Raw genomic sequence first — 4,679 nt, forward strand, 5'->3', positions numbered from 1 at the left:
TTGGTTCGAGTCCAACCGGGGACGCCATTTTTTTATGTATAAAATTAATTTTTTTTTAAATGGAATTTGCACTAAATACTTACTTTCAAATAATTAAAATAAATATTCGCTTTTTAAACAGGAAATAGTATTAGTTTAGTAAATAAAAATAAAAAATTTCAATATGACAGTAAGATTAGTGTTTGAAGGTATAACAAGTTTAAATATTGATGATGTAACAACAAATGTCTAGTATTATAAAATAAAAATGGAGTTTAACAAGATTGTTTTACTCCATTTTTTGTATAAATTAAATTTTTTATAATTAATAAGATTTAGCTAATTCATAAAGTTTTTCATATTCTTTTGCAGATCTATCCCAAGAAAAATCTAAATCCATATTTCTTTTAACTAATTTTTCCCAAATATCAGGTTTATCATAATAAATTCCTTCTGCAACTTTTATTGTAAATAACATATCATCCGCATTAAAATTTGTAAATGAGAATCCATTTCCTTCATCTGTAAAAATATTATAAGGTTTAACTGAATCTTTTAGTCCACCAGTTTCTCTTACAATAGGGATAGTTCCAAATCTCATTGCAATCATTTGACTTAGTCCACAAGGTTCATATCTTGAAGGCATTAAGAACATATCACTTCCAGCATAAATTTCATTTGCAAGTTGTCCGTTATATCCAAGGTAAACTTTAAATTTATCAGGATATTTCCATGTTAAATAGTTATAATAGTCTTCATAAAATTTATCTCCGCTTCCTAAAATCACAATTTGAACAGCATCATATTGCAATAAATTTTCAAGTGCTGCAGATACTAAATCTAGTCCCTTTCCTTCAACAAGTCTTGAGACTATTGAAATCAAAGCAACATCTGATTTTGGTAATCCTAATTTTTCTTGAAGTAAGTATTTATTTTCTCTTTTTTTATCTAAAGAATTTTTATCAAAATGAATTATTCCTTTTGTTGTTTTAGGGTTAAATACATTTGTGTCTATTCCATTTAAAATACCATGAATATATTTTCTATTTGTAATCCATTCAAGTCCTTCACCAAAATATGCATATTTTATTTCTTCAGCATAAGTCGGACTTACTGTATTTACAACGTCTCCATATCCAATACCAATTTCCATGAAGTTTAAATCATTTCTGTCATCCATGTAATATCCCATTCTTTCAAATGAATATTTAGAGAATTTACCCTGATACATTAAATTATGAATTGAATAAACTGTTCTCATATCCCAATAAAAAGGATCATAGTTATATCTGACATTTAAAAAATATGGAATTGGACCTGTTTGCCAGTCATTACAATGTAAAATATCTGCTTGTAAATTAATTTCCTTTAAGAATCTGAGTGCCAATTCTGAAAACATCGCATATTGAACATCTTCGTCAAAATCTCCATAAACATGTCCTCTTTCATATAATGCTTTATTTTCAATAAAGTAATAATTTATTTTATCATCAGGATATTTTACCAAATTAAATATATCTCCGTGACTCTCAAGTCTTGCAACCCATTCTAGTTTTTCAAGGTATTTTAATGGTATTACGTCATATTTAGGCATTATTATGGAAACTTCATGTCCTAATTCCTGCATTTTTTTAGGTAATGCACCAAGAACATCGGCTAATCCACCAGATTTATAAAACGGAGCCACTTCAGATGCCAAATATACAATTTTCAAATTAATCACTCCTTATTTTAAAAATTTTTATATTTAATAGATTACCATTTAACAGTATCTCCTGGTTCAATTAATCTATTGTTTTCATTTACTTTTACACCAGCGAAAATTCTTACATTTTTACCAACAATTGATCCATCAGGTATAGCTACATCTTTTCCGATAACTGTAATTCCTGAAGATAACAAATCTGGACGTTCTTTGTTAGGAATATTTGCATTTCCATTTCCAATAAATGAATTTTTACCAATGTATACTTTTTTGTCAGCAATAACTGTATCTAAATGAGAATTTTCATCTATATAAGTCCCAGAAAAAATAATACTATTTCTAACAGTTGCTCCTTTTCTAACTGTTACACCTGGTCCTAATACTGAATTTTCTACACTTCCTTCAATTTTACATCCATTACAAATTAATGAATTTTGAACACTTCCTGTAATTCCAATTCTAACTGGTGCCAAATCTTCACTTCTTGTATAAATTTTCCATCCTTGGTCATACAAATTAATTCCAACTTCTTCAGATTTTTTGATTAAGTCCAAATTTGCTTCCAAATATGAATCATAAGTTCCTACATCTTTCCAGTAACTATCATAAGTGTGAACATAAACTTTTCTATCTTCTTGAATCATTGAAGGAATAACATGTTTTCCAAAATCTAAATCGCTATTTTCTAATTTTTCAAGATATTCTAGCAAAGAATCAGTATTAAAAATGTAAATTCCCATTGAAGCTAAATTACTTTTTGGTTCTGCAGGTTTTTCTTCAAAGTTTAATATTTTTTTATCTTTATCAACTTCAAAAATACCAAATCTGCTTGCTTCTTCAATAGGTACAGGTTGTACAGCAATTGTTAATTCAGCATCATTTTCTTCATGTTCTTTCAACATCCATCTGTAATCCATTTTATAAATATGATCTCCAGATAAGATTAATACATATTTAGGATTTTTACTTTTAATAAAGTCAATATTTTGTCTAATTGCATCGGCAGTTCCTTGATACCAAGAATTTCCACCAAGTTTTTCATGTGGTTGTAACATTGTAATACTAGAATCTCTTCTGTCAAAATCCCAAGGTTTTCCAGAACCAATATGTTCATTTAATGATAATGGCAAATATTGTGTAAGTAATGCAACATCATAAATACCTGAATTTGAACAGTTACTAAGTGCAAAATCTATTATTCTAAATTTTCCAGCAAAAGGAACACTTGGTTTAACTCTTTTTTCTGATAGAATGTCAAGTCTTGAACCTCTTCCACCAGCTAAAATCATAGCTAAAACTTTCATATAAATACCTCCATCTTTATTCTTTACAATAAGAGTATACCCCTATTTTTAAAAAAATCAAATTATTTTTTAAAAAAATTTTATATTTAATTCTTTAAGATAAAATCATAAAACTAAAGAATATTTAAATAAAAATAAATTATTAATTTTGTAATTATAAAAAAATAGAAATTATATTTTATTTATCTTAGACTTAATACAAGATTTTGTCTTTTTGCTAAAAAATTTTTTATTTAAAAATGTAGTTTAAAGTAAATTTTTTTTATAAATCTATTTCTTTTATTTTAATAATTCCCAAAATTTTTTCAATAAGTTCTTCAAAAATAATATTTTTATCTTTTTCTTTTTGGTGCAGAATCAAAAAATATAAATCTGTGTAAAATTCTTTTTTTACTCCATTTATAGAAAAATATCCACATTTTATTTTCTTTTTATTTTTTAAAACAAGTATTTTTTCTTTATTATTACTGGCTTTAGAAAAATAAATTCCAAATGTTAAATTGTCAAACTGAATTTTTTCAATATTTTTATCTTTAATTTCCTCTTTTTTTAAGCGAAAGTTTTTACATATTTCATTGTTTAAGTTTTCGATACTTTCTTTATCTGTAAAATAGATAAAATCTTCTAATTTTTTTTTCATTTTTTCCTCCTAAAATTTTTAATATTTAGTAATTTATAAAAGTGTAAAATTTTCAATAAAACATTTTTAATTTTTATATTTTTAAATGCTTATTATAAATTAAAAATAATTTTACTATAAATCCTTACATTTTTTTATATATAAAATATTATTATTGAAATTATTTCCACCCCTAAAATTTTTATTAAATTAATTAATTCTAAGATATTGTATCATAGTATATCTAAAATTATTAGAGTATAATTTATTTTTTGTTAAATACATAAAAATATACTTATAATAAAGGATTTTTTACATCTATAAAATATTAAAATAAAATTAAACAAAAAACTAAAAAGTAAAGAAAAGCCTTTTTTTACAAGGAAATTTTAAATTTAAATTTATAAAAAAAATATAAATTAAAATTTAATTAAATTTCAAAAATATTAAATCATAGAAAAGATATAAATATATACAGCTAAAAATAGGATAACTTAACTTAAAAAATAAAAATTAAAAATAAAATTTTGGTAAAAAAAATTTATCAAAATACTTAGCTATGAAATGTATAGCTTTTCCTTTGTTAAGGCATACTTAGAATTTGTACTTTTTCAAAAAAAATTAAATGTTTGTAGTATTTTTTTTTAAAATTTATGTTATTATTATCTTGCATAGTAATACTATTCCCTGTTTAAAAAGCAAATATTTATTTTTAATTATCTAAAAGAAAATATTAGGTTTAATCTACTAAAAAGATTTATAATATATTCGTTATTCAAATAGGATTTAGTAATTAGAAAGTATTCATAATTTTTTTAAACTCAAAATATAATTTTTGATTTACATTTAAACAATTTATTCCGTCAAAGATAAATGATTAAAGTAAATTTGTTCAAAATTAAACTATTACATAAACTTAGAGTTTGAGTAAAGTAGTCATTGTTTTGAGTTCAGTTTTAAATCAATGTTACTATATTATTATCTGGCATAGCAAGAATAATTCTTTCTAATTTGATGGGATATTTTAGAACATCATTTTTGCTATGTTTTCTTATATATATTTTGTTAGTTG

General features: G+C 23.5%; 3 protein-coding genes. All 3 read right to left on the reverse strand.

What is annotated here, in order from left to right; all coding sequences use genetic code 11:
• Positions 1–304: 304 nt before the first annotated feature.
• A complete protein-coding gene (locus ACO409_RS10245; protein ID WP_485556967.1) occupies positions 305–1,693 on the reverse strand; it encodes a glycogen synthase in 1,389 nt (462 codons plus the stop codon).
• A 41-nt stretch (positions 1,694–1,734) separates the two neighbouring features.
• Positions 1,735–2,988, reverse strand: a complete 1,254-nt coding sequence (locus ACO409_RS10250; protein ID WP_485556969.1) for a glucose-1-phosphate adenylyltransferase — start codon at positions 2,986–2,988, stop codon at positions 1,735–1,737.
• A 262-nt stretch (positions 2,989–3,250) separates the two neighbouring features.
• Complete coding sequence (locus tag ACO409_RS10255) at positions 3,251–3,628, reverse strand: hypothetical protein (protein ID WP_485556971.1); 378 nt, start codon at positions 3,626–3,628, stop codon at positions 3,251–3,253.
• Between the last annotated feature and the right edge of the window lie 1,051 nt (positions 3,629–4,679).

The sequence above is a fragment of the Leptotrichia sp. genome (assembly GCF_057270615.1).